The sequence below is a fragment of the Haloferax sp. s1 genome (genome assembly GCF_058382125.1).
Map to the genome: position 1 here is coordinate 1 of NZ_JBZRPK010000019.1, position 597 is coordinate 597.

Here is a 597-nt window from a genome sequence, read left to right on the forward strand (position 1 = left end):
ACCGCCGGTTCGATTCTGTCGGGGTCCGTCCCATCGAGGACGATAGTGCGCATTTTCGCGCGCTCGATGAGTTTCGCGGCGAGCAGGTCGACCGGCGCGGACGACCCGGCGTTCATCTCGATGTCGCCGATGACATCGACGAGTTCGCCAGCGGTCATCTCTTCGAACTTCGTCGCGTCGGGGTCGCTTTTCGGGTCGGCGCTGAACACGCCGTCGACGCTGGTCGCGTAGATGAGCAAGTCGGCGTCGACGTACTCGGCGAGCGCGGCCGCGACGGCGTCCGTCGTCTGGCCGGGCATGACGCCGCCCATCACGGAGATGTCGCCGCGTCGGATGGCGTCGCCAGCGGCTTCGTAGTCGTGGGGGACCTTCGGGTCGACCTGCGAACCGAGCGCCGCGATGAGGAGGCGCGCGTTGATTCGCGTCACGTCGATACCGATCTGGTCGAGTTGTACTTCGTTCGCGCCGAGGTCGCGGGCCGCACCGATGTAGTCGCGGGCGACACCGCCGCCGCCGACGACCGCACCGATTTCGCACCCGTTTCGTGCAAGGGTCTCGACCACGGACGCGTGGCCTTCCACGCGGCGAGCGTCGAGG

General features: G+C 67.7%; 1 protein-coding gene. It reads right to left on the reverse strand.

Annotation, left to right across the window (positions count from 1 at the left end; all coding sequences use genetic code 11):
* A partial coding sequence (gene pyrH / locus QT222_RS00100; protein WP_491475911.1) for a UMP kinase occupies positions 1-597 on the reverse strand: 597 nt, incomplete at both ends.